At 73.3% G+C, this 17,206-nt stretch carries 17 protein-coding genes; 14 read left to right on the top strand and 3 right to left on the bottom strand.

The features are described 5' to 3' along the window. Positions 1-15: 15 nt before the first annotated feature. The 4 genes from glnE to MOJ79_RS11780 are packed head-to-tail and all read left to right on the top strand — an operon-like array spanning position 16 to position 4,964. Positions 16-2,760 carry a bifunctional [glutamate--ammonia ligase]-adenylyl-L-tyrosine phosphorylase/[glutamate--ammonia-ligase] adenylyltransferase gene (gene glnE, locus MOJ79_RS11765; protein ID WP_241924325.1) on the top strand — a complete coding sequence of 915 codons (2,745 nt, stop codon included), beginning with the start codon at positions 16-18 and terminating at the stop codon, positions 2,758-2,760. Further along, positions 2,739-3,350 (top strand): rhombosortase, encoded by a 612-nt coding sequence (rrtA, locus tag MOJ79_RS11770; protein WP_241924326.1) that lies wholly within the window; start codon positions 2,739-2,741, stop codon positions 3,348-3,350. The genes glnE and rrtA overlap by 22 nt, the downstream gene beginning before the upstream one ends. After that, a complete protein-coding gene (locus MOJ79_RS11775; RefSeq protein ID WP_241924327.1) occupies positions 3,347-4,270 on the top strand; it encodes a DMT family transporter in 924 nt (307 codons plus the stop codon). Before rrtA ends, MOJ79_RS11775 begins: the two co-directional genes overlap by 4 nt. Before the next feature lie 34 nt (positions 4,271-4,304). Continuing rightward, positions 4,305-4,964, top strand: coding sequence for a glutathione S-transferase family protein (locus MOJ79_RS11780; protein ID WP_241924328.1), 660 nt, complete (start codon positions 4,305-4,307; stop codon positions 4,962-4,964). Between the two features lie 16 nt (positions 4,965-4,980). On the opposite strand, the gene MOJ79_RS11785 is transcribed toward MOJ79_RS11780, so the two are convergent. Together MOJ79_RS11785 and MOJ79_RS11790 are read right to left on the bottom strand one after the other, a co-directional pair. Then, positions 4,981-5,838 carry a ferritin-like domain-containing protein gene (locus tag MOJ79_RS11785; RefSeq protein ID WP_119290118.1) on the bottom strand — a complete coding sequence of 286 codons (858 nt, stop codon included), beginning with the start codon at positions 5,836-5,838 and terminating at the stop codon, positions 4,981-4,983. A gap of 69 nt (positions 5,839-5,907) precedes the next feature. Then, positions 5,908-6,909, bottom strand: coding sequence for a MerR family transcriptional regulator (locus tag MOJ79_RS11790; RefSeq protein WP_241924329.1), 1,002 nt, complete (start codon positions 6,907-6,909; stop codon positions 5,908-5,910). A gap of 139 nt (positions 6,910-7,048) precedes the next feature. Here MOJ79_RS11790 and MOJ79_RS11795 point away from each other — a divergent pair, with 139 nt between their 5' ends. The 10 genes from MOJ79_RS11795 (at position 7,049) to MOJ79_RS11840 (ending at position 15,892) form a co-directional block, all read left to right on the top strand. Beyond that, entirely contained in the window at positions 7,049-7,567 is a 519-nt protein-coding gene (locus MOJ79_RS11795) for a glutathione peroxidase (protein ID WP_272885380.1), read from the top strand. A gap of 328 nt (positions 7,568-7,895) precedes the next feature. Further along, positions 7,896-9,203 (top strand): NAD(P)/FAD-dependent oxidoreductase, encoded by a 1,308-nt coding sequence (locus MOJ79_RS11800; protein ID WP_241924330.1) that lies wholly within the window; start codon positions 7,896-7,898, stop codon positions 9,201-9,203. After that, positions 9,200-9,976: a DUF1365 domain-containing protein gene (locus MOJ79_RS11805; protein WP_241924331.1), complete on the top strand. Its 777-nt coding sequence runs from the start codon at positions 9,200-9,202 to the stop codon at positions 9,974-9,976. Before MOJ79_RS11800 ends, MOJ79_RS11805 begins: the two co-directional genes overlap by 4 nt. Positions 9,977-9,994: 18 nt before the next feature. Next, positions 9,995-11,230: an SAM-dependent methyltransferase gene (locus tag MOJ79_RS11810; RefSeq protein ID WP_241924332.1), complete on the top strand. Its 1,236-nt coding sequence runs from the start codon at positions 9,995-9,997 to the stop codon at positions 11,228-11,230. Beyond that, positions 11,227-11,784 carry a chalcone isomerase family protein gene (locus MOJ79_RS11815; protein WP_241924333.1) on the top strand — a complete coding sequence of 186 codons (558 nt, stop codon included), beginning with the start codon at positions 11,227-11,229 and terminating at the stop codon, positions 11,782-11,784. The genes MOJ79_RS11810 and MOJ79_RS11815 overlap by 4 nt, the downstream gene beginning before the upstream one ends. A gap of 2 nt (positions 11,785-11,786) precedes the next feature. Beyond that, entirely contained in the window at positions 11,787-13,088 is a 1,302-nt protein-coding gene (locus tag MOJ79_RS11820; protein ID WP_442863119.1) for an MFS transporter, read from the top strand. Then, complete coding sequence (locus tag MOJ79_RS11825; RefSeq protein WP_241924334.1) at positions 13,085-13,621, top strand: DUF3833 domain-containing protein; 537 nt, start codon at positions 13,085-13,087, stop codon at positions 13,619-13,621. Before MOJ79_RS11820 ends, MOJ79_RS11825 begins: the two co-directional genes overlap by 4 nt. Positions 13,622-13,656: 35 nt before the next feature. After that, positions 13,657-14,442, top strand: coding sequence for an SDR family NAD(P)-dependent oxidoreductase (locus MOJ79_RS11830; protein WP_241924335.1), 786 nt, complete (start codon positions 13,657-13,659; stop codon positions 14,440-14,442). Further along, a complete protein-coding gene (locus MOJ79_RS11835) occupies positions 14,439-14,876 on the top strand; it encodes a nuclear transport factor 2 family protein (protein WP_241924336.1) in 438 nt (145 codons plus the stop codon). Before MOJ79_RS11830 ends, MOJ79_RS11835 begins: the two co-directional genes overlap by 4 nt. Further along, a complete protein-coding gene (locus tag MOJ79_RS11840; RefSeq protein ID WP_241924337.1) occupies positions 14,873-15,892 on the top strand; it encodes an NAD(P)/FAD-dependent oxidoreductase in 1,020 nt (339 codons plus the stop codon). Before MOJ79_RS11835 ends, MOJ79_RS11840 begins: the two co-directional genes overlap by 4 nt. 26 nt (positions 15,893-15,918) lie before the next feature. Here the strand turns inward: MOJ79_RS11840 and MOJ79_RS11845 are convergent, their stop codons facing one another. Further along, positions 15,919-17,115 carry a CaiB/BaiF CoA transferase family protein gene (locus MOJ79_RS11845; RefSeq protein WP_241924338.1) on the bottom strand — a complete coding sequence of 399 codons (1,197 nt, stop codon included), beginning with the start codon at positions 17,113-17,115 and terminating at the stop codon, positions 15,919-15,921. Between the last annotated feature and the right edge of the window lie 91 nt (positions 17,116-17,206).

Consider the following 17,206-nt stretch of genomic DNA (forward strand, 5'->3'; position numbering starts at 1 on the left):
ACCGCCTCCCCGCCGATGACGTCACCCCCGCTGCCCGCCCCGCCGTCGCCGCCGGCGGGCACGGCGTCGGCCGCGCACAGCCGCTTCGTGCAGCGCGTGCGCCGCCGCTACGCCGACGAACTGCCGCTGCTGGCCGCCGGCGTGCCCGACGCCGCCACGATCGGCGCCCTGATCGACACGCTGTGTGCCCGCGGACGCGACCTGGGCGCGGCGATGCGCGTCGCGCGCCAGCTCGTGCTCGAGCGCCTGGCGGTGCTCGACGTCGAGCAGGGCGTCGCGCTCGACGACGTGACCGGCGCGATGACGGCGCTGGCCGAGGTCACGCTCGAGCGCGCGCTCGCGCAGGCGCACGCCGACGAGCAGGTGCGCCACGGCGCACCGCGCAGCGACGCCGGCGCGCCGATCGAGATGTGGATCGTCGGCATGGGCAAGCTCGGCGCGCGCGAGCTCAACGTGTCGTCCGACATCGACCTCGTCTACGTCTACGACGACGACGGCCACACCGACGGCGCGGTGCCGGTCAGCGCACACGAGTACTTCTCGAAGGTCGCCAAGCGGCTGTACGCGCTGATCGGCGACACGACCGACGACGGCTTCGTGTTCCGCGTCGACCTCGCGCTGCGGCCCAACGGCCTGTCCGGGCCGCCGGTGGTCAGCCTCGGGATGCTCGAGGAGTACTTCCTCGTGCAGGGCCGCGAGTGGGAGCGCTTCGCGTGGCTAAAGAGCCGCGTCGTCGCGCCGCGCGCGGCCGTCACGAGCGGGCGTGCGCTGGCGTTGCGCGCGCTCGTGCAGCCCTTCGTCTACCGGCGCTACCTCGACTACGGCGTGTTCGAGGGGCTGCGCCAGCTGCACGCGAAGATCCGCGACGAGGCGCAGCGCCGCGCCGCCGGCCGCCCCGAGCGCGCCAACGACGTCAAGCTCTCGCGCGGCGGCATCCGCGAGATCGAGTTCATCGTGCAGCTGCTGCTCGTCGTGCGCGGCGGCCAGTTTCCCGAGATCCGCACGCGCTCGACGCTGCGCGGGCTCGACCGCCTCGTCGCGCGCGGGCTGATGAGCGCCGACACCGCGGCGCGGCTGGCCGAGGCCTACGTGTTCCTGCGCCGCATCGAGCACCGCATCCAGTACCTCGACGACCAGCAGACGCACCTGCTGCCCACCGCCGACGGTGACCTCGGCTGGATCGCGCGCTCGCTGGGCCTGGCGTGTCACGCCGACGCCTGCGAGCTGCTCGACCGGCTGTGTGCGACGCGCGAGTTCGTCGCCACCGAGTTCGACGCGCTGCTGCACGACGGACGCGCGCCGGCGAGCGGCAACGGGCGTGGCGGCTGCCGCCACTGCGGATCCGGCCCGCTGGCGATCGACAGCGAGCGCCTGCTCGAGAAGCTGCCCGCCGCGATGGCCGAGCGCGTGCGCGCGTGGGCGCGCCAGCCGCGCGTGCAGGCGCTGCGCGACGACAGCAAGCTGCGCCTGGGCCATCTGGTGCAGCGCGTGGCCGCGGCGGTCGCCGCCGGCGACGCGACCGAAGAGGCCGCGCTGCGCTTCGTCGACTGGGTCGAGCCGCTGCTGCGCCGCGAGAGCTACCTCGCGCTGCTCGTCGAGCGTCCCGAGGTGCTCGGCCGCCTGCTGCGCCTGCTCGGACTGGCGCGCTGGCCGATGCGCTATCTGCTGCGCCACCCCGGCGTGATCGACGAGCTCGCCGACACGCGGCTGCTCGGCGGTCGTTTCGACGCCGCGAGCTACCGGCGCGATCTCGAAGAGCGCCACGCGGCGTGGCAGCGCTCGGGCGAGGCGTCGGAGGAATCGCTGCTCGACACGCTGCGCCGCGCGCATCACGCCGAGGTGTTCCGCACGCTGGTGCGCGACGTCGAAGGCCAGATCACGGTCGAGCAGGTCGCCGACGACCTGTCGGCGCTGGCCGACGCCACCCTCGCCTGCACGATCGACTGGGCCTGGCCGCGGCTGAAGCAGCGCCACCGCGACGACCCGCGGCTCGCGGTGATCGCCTACGGCAAGCTCGGTGGCAAGGAGCTCGGCTACGGCAGCGATCTGGACCTCGTGTTCCTCTACGACGACGACGACGAGCGCGCACCCGAGGTCTACGGCGCCTTCGTGCGCAAGCTGATCACGTGGCTAACGCTGCGCACCGCCGCCGGCGAGCTGTTCGAGATCGACACGGCGCTGCGGCCCAACGGCAACTCGGGCCTGCTCGTGACGTCGATGCGGTCGTTCGAGGCCTACCAGGAGGGGCGCGGCAGCAACACCGCGTGGACCTGGGAGCACCAGGCGCTCACGCGCGCGCGCTGGTGCGCCGGCGCGCGCGACCTCGCGCCGCGCTTCGAGGCAGTGCGCCGCCACGTGCTGGCCGCCGAGCGCGATGCGGCCGCGCTGCGCGACGAGATCCACGCGATGCGCGACAAGGTGCGCGCCGCGCACCCGGTCAAGCCGGGGCTGTTCGACGTCAAGCACAGCGAAGGCGGCATGATCGACGCCGAGTTCGCGGTGCAGTACCTCGTGCTCGCGCACGCCGCGCGGCACCCGGCGCTGCTCGACAACGTCGGCAACATCGCGCTGCTGCAGCGCGCCGAGGCCGCGGCGCTGCTGCCGCCGGGCGTCGGCCAGGCCGCCGCCGACGCGTACCGCGAACTGCGCCGCGCGCAGCACCGCGCGCGGCTCGACGAGCAGCCGACCCAGGTCGACCCGGCGCTGCTGAGCCGCGAGCGCGACGCAATCCTCGCGCTGTGGCACGCGGTATTCGGCTGAACGGCGACCGCGGCCTCGCGTGGGCCGCACTCGGGATCGCACTGCTCGCTGGCGCGCTCGTCGCGACGGCGCTGCCAGCGGCGGCGCTCGACTGGCAGCCCGCGCTGGCGTGGCGCGAGCCGTGGCGCTGGTGGAGCGCCGCGTTCGTGCACTGGAGCGCGCGGCACCTGGCCGTCAACGTCGTCGGGGTCGCCGCCGTCGTCGCTTGGGGCTGGGTCGCGCGGGTGCCCGCGCGCAGCGCGCTCGCGTGGGCCGCGGCGTGGCCGGTGACGCACCTGGCGCTGCTCGCGCAGCCGCAGCTCGCGCACTACGGCGGCCTGTCCGGGGTGCTGCACGCCGGCGTCGCGATCGTCGCCGTGCGGTTGCTGGTGCGCGAGCGCGGCGCGCGGTGCGCCATCGGTGCGGCCGTGCTCGGCGCCCTGGCGCTCAAGGTCGTGCTCGAGGCGCCGTGGCGCGGCGCCTTGCCCACCGTGCCGCCGTGGGACTTCGCGGTCGCGCCGCTGGCGCACGCGAGCGGTGCTGCAGTGGGCGCGCTGCTCGGCGCCTGGGCGGCGCGGCCACGACGCGGCCGGCTAGCATCGACGCGATGACCGATCGCAAGACGGGCCTCGACGCCATCGCCGTCGCGTCGCTGGTGCTGTGCTGCGTGCTGTGGGGGCTGAACCAGGTCGCGGCGAAGGTTGCGCTGGTCGAGATTCCGCCGCTGCTGCAGGCGGGCGCTCGCTCGCTGGGGGGCGCATCGCTGGTGTTCCTGTGGGCGGCATCGCGCCGGCTGCCGCTGCGCGACGCGCCCGGCGCACCGCCGACGGCGCGCGCGGGCTGGCTGGCCGGCGCGCTGTTCGCCGCCGAGTTCGCGTGCATCTTCGTCGGGCTGCAGTTCACGACGGCCGGCCGCATGGCGGTGTTCCTGTACCTGTCACCCTTTGTCGTCGCGCTGGGCATGCCATTCATCGCGCGCGCCGAGCGGCTGTCGGCGCTGCAGCTCGGCGGGCTGGTGGCCGCCTTCGCCGGTGTCGCGTTCGCGTTCGCCGACGGCTTCGGCGCCAAGGCGGTCAGCGACCGGCAGTGGATCGGCGACGGTTTGGGCGTGCTGGCGGCGCTGTTCTGGGGCGCGACGACGCTCGTGATCCGCGGCTCGGCGCTGACCAGCGCGCTGCCCGAGAAGACGCTGCTGTACCAGCTGGCCGTCTCGGGCCTGCTGCTGACCGCCGGCGGCGTCGCGGTGGGCGAATCGTGGCCGGCGCAGACGAGCGCACTCGCGTGGGCGCTGCTCGCGTTCCAGACCGTCGTCGTCACGTTCGCGAGCTACCTGCTGTGGTTCTGGCTGATCCGCCACTACCCGGCGACGCTGATCGCGTCGTTCGTGCTGCTGACGCCGGTGTTCGGGCTGCTCGCCGGCGCGCTGCTGCTCGGCGAGCCGGTGACGGTGCGGCTCGTCGTCGCGCTGGTGGCGGTGTCGGCGGGCATTGCCGTCGTCAGCCGGCCGGCGCGCCCGCGCGCGGCCGCATAGACTCGCTACCCACCCCCACCCGAGGAGACTGGCGATGATCACGCTGTGCGGCTTCCCGCTGTCGAACTACTACAACAAGGTCAAGCTCGCGCTGCTCGAGAAGGGCGTACCCTTCACCGAGGAGCGCGTGATGACCGGCCGCACCGACGAAGCGGTGCTGTCGGCGTCGCCGCTGGGCAAGATCCCGTTCATCCGCACGCCGCACGGGCCGCTGTGCGAGAGCCAGGCGATCCTCGAGTACCTCGAGGCCGCGCACCCGACGCCGGCGCTGCTGCCGGCCGACCCGTTCGCGGCAGCCAAGGTGCGCGAGCTGATGATCTTCACGAACTTGCACCTCGAGCTGGTCGCGCGCGAGCTCTACGCGCAGGCCTTCTTCGGCGGCACGGTCAGCGAGGCGACGCAGGAGCGCGTGCGCAAGCAGCTGGCGAAGAACATCCCGGCGTTCAAGCGGCTGGCGAAGTTCGCACCGTACGTCGCCGGCGACACGTTCACGATGGCCGACTGCGCCGCCTACGTGAACCTGCCGCTGGTGGCGCTGGCCACGCGCAGCGTGCTCGGCACCGACCTGCTGGCCGAGCACGGCATCGACTGGAAGGGCTACGGCAAGATGATCGCGCAGCGCCCGAGCGCGCAGAAGGTCGATGCCGACCGCAAGGCCGACCTCGACGCGCTGGCCGCGAGCAAGAAGGCCTGACGCGGGCTGGGCCGTCTCAGACCGGCTGCAGCGCCGGCGCGGCCGCCAGGCGCGCGCTGATTTCCTTGCGGAACCGGTTGAGCTCCTGCACGCTGGCGAAGCTGCGCTCCATCAGCAGGCCGAGGTTGTGCAGGATGCGCTCGACGACCTTGCCTTCCCACGCGGCGTCGAACTGGATCTGGCGGTCGAGCCAGCGCTCGAGCCACTGCGGGTCGGGCAGGCGGCTTTGCACCGTGTCGCGCGGGAACAGCTTCTCGTTGACGTGCAGGTTCGTCGGGTGCAGCGCCTGCGCGGTGCGGCGCGCGCTGGCCATCAGCACGCCGACCTTCGCGAACGCGGCGCGCGCCTCGTCGCCGAAGCGCGCCAGCGCGCGCTTCATGTAGCGCAGGTACGCGCCGCCGTGGCGCGCCTCGTCGCGCGCCAGCGTCTCGTAGATGGCCTTGATGACCGGCTCGGTGTGCCACTCCGCGGCACGCCGGTACCAGTGGTTCAGCCGCACCTCGCCGCAGAAGTGCAGCATCAGCGTCTCGAGCGGCGGCGCGGGGTCGAACTCGAAGCGCACCGCGTGCAGCTCGTCCTCGGTGGGCACCAGATCGGGGCGGAAGCGGCGCAGGTACTCCATCAGCACCAGCGAGTGCTTCTGCTCCTCGAAGAACCACACGCTCATGAACGCCGAGAAGTCGCTGTCGTCGCGGTTGTCGCGCAGGAACATCTCGGTGGCCGGCAGCGCCGCCCACTCGGTGATCGCATTCATCTTCACCGTCTGCGCCTGCTCATCGCTCAGCCGCGCGGCGTCGAACCGGTCCCATGGAATGTCGGTGTCCATGTTCCAGCGCACGGCTTCGAGTTGCTTGAACAGTTCAGGGTAGAGCATGGCGGTCCTGCGATTGGCGGCGGGATTGTAGGCGGCCCCTGCGGGCGAGTGCGTCCAGGGGCTGTGCGCTCAGCGGCGGGCCGCGCGCCAGGCGTGCACCGCTGCCACGAGCGCGTCGAGCGTGGGCATCGCGTCGACGCCTTCGACGGCGTGGCGCTGCAGCAGCGGCAGGACCCCGCCGGCCCACAGCGCCGTCGTTGCCGGCAGCTTCGCACGCAGTTCGGCCAGCCCGTCGAGGATGTGGTTCGGGTTGACGCTGGCCGTGAAGCCGATCGCGACGACGTCGGCGCGGTAGGCCTCGGCGGCGAGCACGATGTCCCACAGCGGCGTCTGCACGCCCAGCGACACGCACGCCGCCCCTTCGACGGCCAGCGTCGCCTCGGCCATCAGCAGCCCGAGCCCGTGCGGCTCGCCGGGGAAGGTGGTCAGCAGCACGCGCGGCCGCGCGCCGGCGTCCGGCTCGGGCCACGCCGCCAGCGCATGGCGCAGAACCGACTGCAGCGACTCGGTCAGCGCATGCTCCTGGTAGACCTCCAGCTCGCCGCGAACCCACGCCTCGCCGGCGACGGCGGCCAGCGGCGCCACGACTTCGTCGACGAAGCGCCCGAGGCCCGCGCGCGCGAGGCCGCGCGCCAGCGCGCGCCGCAAGCCGACGATGTCGTGCGCGCGCAGGCGGTCGAGGTAGGGCTGCAGGTCCGACGGCGTCACTGCCAGCGCGCGGCCGGGTACGGGCGGGCGCTGGTCCGGCATCGAGGCCGCCAGTCGCTGCAGGTCCTCGCTCGGCAGCGACACGATGCGTCCAGGCCGGTGGCCGGCGTCGAGCAGGCGCTTGACCGTGCGCAGCTTCTCGACCTGTTCGAGCGGGTAGGCGCGCTCGCCGTGGCGGTCGCGCTGCGGGGCCGGAAAGCCGTAGCGTCGCTCCCACGCGCGAAGCGTGTCCTTACTCAAGCCGGTGTCGCGCTCGACGGCAGCGATCGACAGCGTCAGCGGGCGCGAGGCACGCGCCACCCCGCCGCCTCGCGACACGGTGGCCTCGGCCATGTCGGCGGCATTGCTGTCCAGGACGCTCATCGGCAACTCACGGCTTCGCGGCCTAATATTGGCTCGTCGTCAATATTTGCACAGGACAAGGGGCATGAATCGAAGAGTTTGCCGTCGGCCGGCGGCGTGGCGCCGGCGGGTGGGCGTGGCGTTCGCGGCGGTGCTGGCCATGTCGTCGGCAACCGCCGCAGGTCGCGACGCGACGTGCCCGGTGCTGCTGCAGCAGACGATGCCACGTCTGCAGGACGAGCGGCCGATCGACCTGTGCAGTTACGCGGGCAAGGTCGTGCTCGTCGTCAACACGGCGAGCTATTGCGGCTTCACGGGGCAGTACAAGGGCCTCGAGGCGCTGCAGCAGCGGTATGCGGCGCGCGGCTTCGTCGTGCTCGGATTCCCGTCGAACGACTTCGGCCGGCAGGAGCCGGGCAGCAACACCCAGATCGCCGAGTTCTGCGAGAACACCTTTGGTGTCCGCTTCCCGATGTTCGCCAAGTCGAGCGTCGTCGGCGCACAGGCCAACCCGCTGTTCCGCGCCCTCGCGCAGCGCACCGGGCAGGCGCCCCAGTGGAACTTCCACAAGTACCTCGTCAGCCGCGATGGCCAGGAGGTGGTCAGCTTCGCCAGCGCAGTCGATCCGCAATCCCGAGCGCTGACCAAGGAAATCGAGCGACTGCTGGCCAAGGAATAGACCTTTAAGTACATTTCTAGACTCAATGGTTCACACCGCGTCTAGCCAGACTCACCGCTTCGCTTGCCCCCGCGTGTGGTTGCGTGATCAGCGCTGGGGAACTCACGCGCCCGGCGCCGCTCATAGGCAGTGTGCGTCAGGGTCGCCGATGGCGACGGCGTCGAAGGTTTCCCTGCTGTGCAGCCCGCCGGCTTGGCCGGCTGGAATCTCGGAGCGTCTCTCCTCCTCCCTCCTCCCTCCCTCCTTCGCTCCGGGGCGGCCCACAGCAGCTTTTATCCCGCGGGGCACCGGCTTCGGTGCCCCGCTTGCGTTGGTGCAGGGCTGAACGATGCGCCGCGTCGCCGTCATCGGGTCCGGCATCTCGGGCCTGGCCGTCGCGTGGCACCTCGCGCGCGAAGCACGGGTCACGCTGTTCGAGGCCGGCCGCTGGTTCGGCGGTCACACGAACACGGTCGACGTGACGCTCGACGGCGTCACGCACGGCGTGGACACCGGCTTCATCGTCCTGAACCAGCGCACCTACCCGCGGCTGCTCGCGCTGTTCGCCGAACTCGGCGTGCCGCTGGCGCCGTCGGACATGTCGTTCTCGGTGCAGGTGCCCGATCTGCCGCTCGAATGGAGTGGCAGCAACCTCAACAGCGTGTTCGCGCAGCGCTCGAACCTGCTGCGCCCGCGCTTCTGGAAGCTGCTCGCCGAGATCCTTCGCTTCAACCGCATCACGACGGCGATCGCGCAACGCAACGCCGACGACGAGCTGCGCCAGCCGATCGGCGAGTTCCTGCGCGCGCAGGGCTTCGGCGACGAGTTCCGCGACTGGTACTTCCTGCCGATGATCGGCTGCATCTGGTCGTGCCCGACCGACCAGATGCTGCGCTTCCCGATCGCGACGATGATCCGCTTCTGCCACAACCACGGTCTGCTGCAGGTCGACGACCGGCCGCCGTGGTTCACGGTGCGCGGCGGCGCGCGGCAGTACGTGCGCAAGATGCTCGAGCGCCTCGACGACGCGCGCCTGAACACGCCGGTGCGCTCGGTGCGCCGCATCCCGCCGGGCTCGGCCGAGTACGGCGTCGTCGTCGCGACCGACCACGGCAGCGAGCGCTTCGACGACGTCGTGCTCGCGTGCCACTCCGACCAGAGCCTCGCGCTGCTCGCCGACGCGACCGACGCCGAGCGCGAGGTGCTCGGCGCGATCCGCTACCACCCCAACCGGGCCGTGCTGCACACCGACACCACCGTGCTGCCGCGGCGCCGGCGCGCATGGGCGTCGTGGAACTACGAGCGTGCGTCGGACGACGCGCGCGAGCGCTCGCAGGTGTGCCTGCACTACCTGATGAACAAGCTGCAGCCGCTGCCGTTCGCCACGCCGCTCGTCGTGTCGCTGAACCCGGTGCGCGCGCCGCGCGCCGACGCGGTGCTGGCCGAGTTCGACTACGCGCACCCGGTGTTCGACCAGGCGGCGATCGACGCGCAGCAGCGCCTGCACGAGATCCAGGGCCGCGCGCACACCTGGTTCTGCGGCGCGTGGACGCGCTACGGCTTCCATGAGGACGGCCTGATGTCGGGGCTGGCCGTCGTCGACGGTCTGCGCGCCGCGTGGCGCAGCGGCCTGGCACCGGCGCCGGAGGCCGCGTGAGCGCGCCGCGCGCGCTGCTCGGCCGTGGCGTCGTGCGCCACCAGCGGCTGCGCCCGGCGCGCCACGGCTTCGCATACCCGACGTACTTCCTGCTGCTGCCGCTGCGCACGCTGCGCGCGCAACCCGACGCGGCGCTGCCGCGCAACCGCTTCGCGCCGATCGCGTTCTTCGACCGCGACCACGGCGACGGCCGCAACGACTGCCTCGCGTGGCTCGACGAGCTGCTGGTGCGCGAAGGCATCGCCGACGCCGACGGCGAGGTCTGGCTGCACTGCTATCCGCGCGTGCTCGGCTACGTGTTCAAGCCGGTCAGCTTCTGGTACTGCCACCGCCGCGACGGCTCGCTCGCGGCGATCGTCGCCGAGGTCAACAACACGTTCGGCGAACGTCACTGCTACCTGCTGGCCGGCGAGCACGTCGGCTTCGGGCGCGAGCTGACGGCGCGCAAGGTGTTCCACGTCTCGCCGTTCTGCCGCATCGAGGGCGACTACCGCTTCCGCTTCATGCGCACCGACCTCGCCGGCAGCGGCCGGCCGCCGCGCACCGTCGTGCGCATCGACCACCACGACGCCGACGGCCCGCTGCTGCAGACCAGCGTCAGCGGCGTGCTCGAGCCGCTGACGGCCACCGCGCTGCGGCGCGCCTTCGTCGGCACGCCGCTGATGACGCTGGGCGTCATCGCGCGCATCCACTGGCAGGCGCTGCTGCTGTGGGCCAAGCGCGTGCCGTTCTTCCGCAAGCCGGCGCCGCCGGCGGCCTTCGTGACCCGTTGAACGACGACGAGCCCTCCGATGAGCACGAGCACCACCGCCTCGCTTGCCCTGCCCGCATCGGCGCCGCGCGCCGCGCGCCTCGTGCTGAGCATGCTGCAGCACCTGCAGCGCGGGACGCTCGACGTGCAGCTGCCCGACGGCCACCAGCTGCGCTTCGGCAACCCGGCCGACGCCGGGCCGCGCGGCGCGATCCGCCTGCGCACCTGGGACGTGTGCGCCGCCGCGCTGAAGTCGGGCGACATCGGCTTCGCCGAGTCGTACATCGCCGGCACCTGGACGACGCCCGACCTCGCCGCGCTGCTGAAGGTCTTCATCGCCAACCGCGACGCCGCCGAGCAGCTGATCTACGGCTCGTGGTGGGGCTCGCTGGCGTACCGGCTCAAGCACCTGCTGCACCGCAACTCGCGCCGCGGCAGCCGCAAGAACATCCACGCGCACTACGACATCGGCAACTCGTTCTACACGCTGTGGCTCGACGAGACGATGAACTACTCGAGCGCGTGGTTCGCCGGCGACACGTCGCGCTCGCTGCCCGATGCGCAGCACGCCAAGGTGCGGCGCGCGCTCGCGCAGTGCGGCATCGCGCCGGGCGGGCGACTGCTCGAGATCGGCTGCGGCTGGGGCGCGCTGGCCGAGATCGCCGCGCGCGACTTCGGCGCCCACGTCACCGGGCTGACGCTGTCGACCGAACAGCTCGCGCACGCGACGAAGCGCCTGGCCGACGCGGGCCTCGCCGACCGCGCCGACCTGCGCCTGCAGGACTACCGCGACGTCACCGACGCACCGTTCGACGCGATCTGCTCGATCGAGATGTTCGAGGCCGTCGGCCGCGAGTACTGGCCGCACTACTTCCGCACCGTGCACGACAAGCTCAAGCCGGGGGGGCGCGCGTGCATCCAGACCATCACGATCCGCGACGACCTGTTCGAGCGCTACGTGCGCTCGACCGACTTCATCCAGCAGTACATCTTCCCCGGCGGGCTGCTGCCGAGCGCGCAGGCGTTCCGCGCCGAGGCGGCCCGCGCCGGGCTGCGCGTCGTCGACGAGTTCGCGTTCGGCCACGACTACGCCGAGACGCTCGCGCGCTGGCGCGCCGCGTTCCTGCAGCGCGAGCCGCAGGTGCGCAAGCTCGGCTTCGACACGCGCTTCATGCGCACGTGGGAGTTCTACCTCGCGTACTGCGAGGCGGCGTTCGCCACCGGCAACACCGACGTCGTGCAGTTCACGCTGCAGCGCGACGGAGGCCACCCGTGAGGCGTGGCGCCGGCGTGTCGCGGCGTGCGCTGCTGCTCGCCACCACGGGCGCGGCAGCCGCGGCGTCGTGGCCGGTGCGCGCGTCGATCGCGCCGCCCGAAATCGCCGCCGAGCTGCCCGGCGCGCGCCTGCTCGGCAGCGGCCGCCTGCGTTTCCTCGGCCTGCAGGTCTACGAGGCGCGGCTGTGGGCGCCGCGGCCGCTGGCCGACGACGACTATGCGCGCGTGCCGCTGGCCCTCGAGATCGAATACGCGAGGCGGCTCGTCGGCAGGCTGATCGCCGAGCGCTCGATCGTCGAGATGCGCCGCCTCGCCGCATTCGACGACGCGCGCGCCGAGCGCTGGCGGGCGCAGCTCGCGGCGATCCTGCCCGACGTCGACCGCGGCGACCGCCTCACCGGCGTGCAGCTGCCCGGCACCGCCGCGCGCTTCTTCGCCAACGGGCGCGCGATCGGCGAAGTGCGCGACGGCGAATTCACGCGGCTGTTCTTCGGCATCTGGCTGTCGCCGCAGACGTCGGAGCCGCAGCTGCGCGCCGCGCTGCTGGGCACCTGACGATGGCGACGCCCGCGATGGCCGCGCCGCCCGCAGCGACGGCGGCGCCGCCCGGCGGCTGGCGCCTCGGCGTCGCCTATGGCGGCCTCGGGCTGCCGCTGGCCTTCGTCGCGCTGCCGCTGTACGTGATGCTGCCGAACCATTACGCGAGCGTGTTCGGCGTGCCGCTCGCGCTGCTTGGCGCAGTGCTGCTCGGCGCGCGCCTGTTCGACGCGGTGACCGACCCGTGGATCGGCCGCCTCGTCGACCGCTGGTTCGCGCACTCGACGGCGCGCGTCCTCGTCGCCGCCGTCGCTGCCGCGGTCGCGGCGGCGGTGGGCTTTCGTGCGCTGTTCTTCCCGCCGGTCGAGGGCACCGCGGCGCTGCTCGCCTGGTGCGCCGCCGCGCTGGTGTGGACCTACCTCGCGTACAGCGTGCTCGCGGTGCTGCACCAGGCCTGGGGCGCGCGGCTCGGCGGCGACGCGGCGCAGCGCGCGCGCGTCGTCGCGTGGCGCGAGGGCTTCGCGCTGGTCGGCGTGCTGGTGGCCAGCGTGCTGCCGGCACTCGCCGGGATGGGCGCGGCCACCGCCGTGTTCGCCGTCGCACTCGCAGCCGGCGTCGCGCTGCTCGCGCAGGCGCCGCGCGCGGTATCGCGCGCTGCCGCGCCCAGCGCGGCAACGTCGATGACACTGCCGCTGGCCGATGCGGCCTTCCGCCGCCTGCTCGCCGTGTTCCTCGTCAACGGGATCGCCAGCGCGGTGCCGGCGACGCTGGTGCTGTTCTTCATCCGCGACCGGCTCGACGCGCCGGCGTTCGAGCCGCTGTTCCTCGCGAGCTACTTCGCCGCCGGCGCGCTGTCGATGCCGCTGTGGGTGCGCGCGGTGCGCCGCGTCGGGCTCGCGCGCGCGTGGCTGGCCGGCATGCTGCTCGCGGTGGCCGCGTTCGTGTGGGCCGCGTTGCTCGGCGCCGGCGACGTCGCGGCGTTCACCGTCGTGTGCATCGCGAGCGGACTGGCGCTCGGCGCCGACCTCGCGCTGCCGGGCGCGCTGCTCGCTGGCGTGATCCAGCGCGCCGGTCGCAGCGGTCAGGCCGAGGGCGCCTACTTCGGCTGGTGGAACTTCGCCACCAAGCTCAACCTCGCACTGGCCGCCGGGCTCGCGCTGCCGCTGCTGCAGTGGTTCGGCTACACGCCGGGCAGCCGCGAGCCGCAGGCGCTCGCGGCGCTGACACTGGCGTACTGTGCGCTGCCGTGCGCGCTCAAGCTCGGCGCCGCGGCGCTGCTCGTCACGCGCTGGATGCGCGACCCCCACGGAGCCTGCGAATGAACCGACGACTGTGGCTCGGCGCTGCCGCCGGCACCGCCGCGCTCGCACTGGCCGGCTGTGCCGGCCCGAAGCCGGCCGACTATGCCGCCGAGCGGCCGCTGCTGGACCTGCGCGAGTACTTCAACGGCGACGTCGTCGCGCACGGCATCTTCACCGACCGCAGCGGCAAGGTCGTGCGCCGCTTCACGGTGCTGATGAAGTGCCACTGGAACGGCGACGACGGCGTGCTCGACGAGTACTTCACCTACAGCGACGGCGCGACGCAGCGCCGCGTCTGGCGGCTCAAGAAGTGGCCTGACGGCCGCTACACCGGCACCGCCGACGACGTGATCGGCGAAGCCAGCGGCCAGGCCGCCGGCAACGCGTTCAACTGGCGCTACACGCTCGCGCTGCCGGTCGACGGCAAGGTCTACCACGTGCAGTTCGACGACTGGATGTACCTCGTCGACGAGCGCGTGATGCTCAACAAGGCCGTGATGAGCAAGTTCGGCATCACGCTGGGCGAAGTCACGCTCGCGTTCAGCAAGCGCTGACCGGCACCTGACGTGACCGATTGCGAGACGCCGCGATGCCGCTGAACCCGCCGATCACCGACTGGACGGGACGGGTCGTCTGGCTCGTCGGCGCGTCGTCGGGCATCGGCCGCGCGACGGCCGAGCACCTGCACGCGCTCGGCGCGCGCGTCGTCGTCTCGGCGCGCAACGCCGCCGCGCTCGACGCGTTCGCCGCGCAGCACGCGGGCAGCGTCGCCGTCGCGCTCGATGCGACCGACCGCGACGCGATGCGCACGGCCGCCGTGCGCATCGTCGAACGGCACGGGCGCATCGACCTCGCGGTGTACTGCGCCGGCCACTACAAGCCGATGCGCGCGACCGCGTTCGACCTCGACGACGCGCTGCGCCACCAGCAGGTCAACTACGTCGGTGCGCTGCACCTGCTCGATGCCGTGCTGCCGCACCTGCTCCGCCAGGCCGGGGCCGGCCAGCCCGCGCACCTGAGCCTGGTGTCGAGCGTGGCCGGCTACCGCGGGCTGCCGAAGTCGCTCGCCTACGGGCCGACGAAGGCGGCGCTGATCAACCTCGCCGAGACGCTGTACCTCGACCTGCACCCGCTGGGCGTCGGCGTCTCGGTGATCAACCCGGGCTTCGTCGACACGCCGCTGACGGCGCAGAACGAGTTCCGCATGCCGGCACTGATCGGCTCCGACGAGGCCGCGCGCCAGATCGTCGCCGGCTGGCAGAAGGGCCGCTTCGAGATCCACTTCCCGAAGCGCTTCACGCACGCGCTCAAGGCGCTGAGCGTGCTCAGCGACGCGCTGTACTTCGCGGCGATCCGCCGCGCCACCGGGCTGTGAGCCGTCACGCCGATGCGCGCGTCGCGCGCCTGGTGGCACGCTTCGAGGCGCTCGCGCCGTCGGATCTGCCGCGGCTGGACGAGCTCTACGCCGACGGCGCGCGCTTCAAGGACCCGTTCCACGACGTGCGCGGCGTCGATGCGATCGCGCGCATCTTCGCGCACATGTTCGCCACGCTCGACGCGCCGCGCTTCGTCGTGCGCGACATCGTCGTCGACGGCGACCAGTGCTTCCTGACCTGGGACTTCCTGTTCCGCATGAGGCGCTTCGCGCAGGGCGAGCAGTGCATCCACGGCGGCTCGCACCTGAAGCTGGCCGCCGACGGGCGCATCGCCGAGCACCGCGACTACTGGGACGCGGCCGAGGAGCTGTACGAGAAGCTGCCGGGCATCGGCGCGCTGATGCGCTGGCTCAAGCGGCGCGCGCGGTCATGAGCGCGCGCGTGGCCGTCGTCGGTGCCGGCATCGCGGGCCTGGCCTGCGGCGCGCGGCTGCGCGACGCCGGCCTGGCCGTGACGCTGTTCGACAAGGGCCGCCAGCCCGGCGGCCGCCTCGCCACACGCGCGACCGACGTCGGCACGTTCGACCACGGCGCCGCGTCGTTCGCGGTGCGCAACGCAGGCGGCGACGACGAGGGCTTCGGCGCCGAAGTCGCGCGCTGGGCCGCCGCCGGCGTCGTCGCGCCCGACCCGGCGCTGCCCGGCGCGTGGATGGGCGTGCCGACGATGAACGCGCTGCCGCGCGCGCTCGCGGCGACGCTCGACGTGCGCCAGGGCGTGCGCGTCGCGGCGATCGGGCGCGACGGCAGGCGCTGGCACGTGCTCGACGCCGAGCGCCGCGTGCTCGGCGACGGCGCGTTCGACGCCGTCGTCGTCGCGGCGCCGGCCGAGCAGGCCGTGCCACTGCTGGCAGGCTCGCCGGCGCTGGCGCAGGTGCTGGCCAGCGTGCACAGCGAAGCCTGCTGGGCCGTGATGGCGGCGTGGACCACCGGCGCGCCGGTGCTCGCGCGCCCGCTGCTCGGCCCGCTGTGCCACCGCCCCGACAGCACCGCGCCGCTCGGCCCGCTGGCCTGCGTGCGGCACGAGAACGGCAAGCCGTCGCGCGACGCGTCCGGCACGCAGCGCTGGGTGCTGACGGCCACGCCGTACTGGAGCGCGCACAACCTGGAACTCGACGCGGCCGAGGTCGTGCGTCACCTGCTCGACGACCTCGCCCGCCGCTCGGTGCGCGCGCTGGGCGCACCGGTGCACGCCGTCGCGCACCGCTGGCGCTACGCCGAGGTGCCGCAGCCGGTGGCCGCGCCGTGCGGCTGGGACGCCGAGCGCGCGCTCGGCGCCTGCGGCGACGCGTGGTGCGCCGACCCGGGCGCCTCGAGCGTCGAGCGCGCGTGGCGCTCGGGGCGTGCACTGGCCGGTCGCGTCATCGCGACGTTGACGACCCCGGCGCGCTGACGCGGCGGCGGACGCGACGCGCGGTCTCAGTCGCCGGACTCGGGCCAGCGACCGTCGCGCGCGAGCGCGGCGCGGATCGCGTCGCCGTCGGCGTCGAGCGCCGGCGCGGGCCGGTCGGCCGCGGCACGCCGGCCGTCGAAGCGCATCGGGTTCAGCACCGCCGGTGGCACCGCGCCGTCGGCCGCGCGCGCGATGCCGCGTGCGACGACGTGCGGGTCGGCGAAGACCTGGCCGACGTCGAGGATCGGCGCGCACGGCACCGCCGCCGCTTCGAGCGCCTCGACCCACGCCGCCGTCGTGTGCCGGCGCATCACCTGCTGCAGGCGCGGCACGAGCTCGTCGCGGTGGCGCACGCGCTCGGTGTTGGTCGCGTAGCGGGTATCGGCGGCGAGCTCGGCGCAGCCGGCCACGGCACAGAAGCGTTCGAACTGGCCGTCGTTGCCGACCGCGAGCACGACGTGGCCGTCGGCGCTTTCGAACACCTGGTACGGCACGATGCTCGGGTGCGCGTTGCCCTGGCGCTGCGGCACGCGGCCGCTGCAGAGGTAGCCGCTGGCCTGGTTCGCGAGCATCGCGACCTGCACGTCGAGCAGCGCGGCGTCGATGTGGCACCCGCGGCCGGTGGCCTTGGCCTCGTGCAGCGCGGCAAGGATCGCGGTGGTGGCGTACAGCCCCGTCATCAGGTCCGCCACGGCAACCCCGACCTTCTGCGGCTCGCGCCCGGGCTCGCCGGTGATGCTCATCAGCCCGCCCTGCGCCTGGATCGCGAAGTCGTAGCCGGCGCGCGGCGCGTACGGCCCGTCCTGGCCGTAGCCGGTGATCGAGCAGTAGACCAGACGCGGGTTCAGGTCCGCGAGCGTCGCGTAGTCGAGCCCGTACTTCGCGAGCTGGCCGACCTTGTAGTTCTCGATCAGCACGTCGGCCTCGGCGGCGAGCGCGCGCACGAGCGCCTGGCCGTCGGCGCTCGCGAGGTCGGCCGCGACCGAGCGCTTGCCGCGGTTGGCCGCGAGGTAGTAGCTCGACGTGCGCCCGCCGTCGGGCGCCTGCCACCAAGGCGGGCCCCACGCACGTGTGTCGTCGCCGGCGCCGGGGCGTTCGACCTTGATCACGTCGGCGCCGTAGTCGGCGAGCAGCTGCCCGCACCACGGCCCCGCGAGCACGCGCGACAGGTCGAGCACGCGCACGCCGGCCAGCGGGCGCGGCGCGGGCACGTCAGGCCGCATCGTCAGAACGCCGCGATGCCGGTGATCGCGCGCCCGAGGATCAGCGCGTGGATGTCGTGCGTGCCCTCGTAGGTGTTGACGACCTCCAGGT

The sequence above is a fragment of the Calidifontimicrobium sp. SYSU G02091 genome, from assembly GCF_022631395.1.
Taxonomy (GTDB): domain Bacteria; phylum Pseudomonadota; class Gammaproteobacteria; order Burkholderiales; family Burkholderiaceae_C; genus Calidifontimicrobium; species Calidifontimicrobium sediminis.